The sequence below is a fragment of the Thalassospira sp. MCCC 1A01428 genome, from assembly GCF_002115825.1.
In the GTDB taxonomy this organism is placed as follows: domain Bacteria; phylum Pseudomonadota; class Alphaproteobacteria; order Rhodospirillales; family Thalassospiraceae; genus Thalassospira.
Map to the genome: position 1 here is coordinate 1 of NZ_JFJZ01000183.1, position 379 is coordinate 379.

The 379-nt window shown below is 55.1% G+C and carries 1 protein-coding gene and 1 pseudogene; both read right to left on the reverse strand.

Going from position 1 to position 379, the window contains the following annotated elements; genetic code table 11:
* Window positions 1-131, reverse strand: a 131-nt coding sequence (locus THS27_RS27810; RefSeq protein WP_371456381.1) for a hypothetical protein, incomplete at its 3' end; no start/stop codon positions are given.
* A pseudogene (locus THS27_RS26520) lies at window positions 131-379 on the reverse strand (hypothetical protein); the annotation flags it as partial. The pseudogene THS27_RS26520 and the gene THS27_RS27810, both read right to left, overlap by 1 nt.

Sequence of the window (379 nt, forward strand, 5' to 3'; positions counted from 1 at the left end):
GCATCACAGGCAGTAAGGCAACAGTCAGATTTTCCCCACAAAAAAGGCCGCGTTCCCGCGACCTTATGCCAACCCTCTAGCAACATTTCCCAATGCGGCAATCGCCGCACAGCCTTGGCATTCATCATCATCACCCCAGCCCTTGCCCCCACGAAATTTCCATTTCCTGCAAGCGCGGGACAAATTCAAAACCCAAATCGCCGGAATATTCCGCTCGCTGATCCTGATCGGTGTAGCGACGCACCCGCGCCCGTTCCAAATCCACCAGCGCATTTTCTGCTGTCAAACCAATGACGCAACTGTTGGCATCATCGGTAACAACCGGAACATCGGTTTTGCCGGAAAACACCTGTAAAGGCGCGCCCACCAGGGCGCCGTC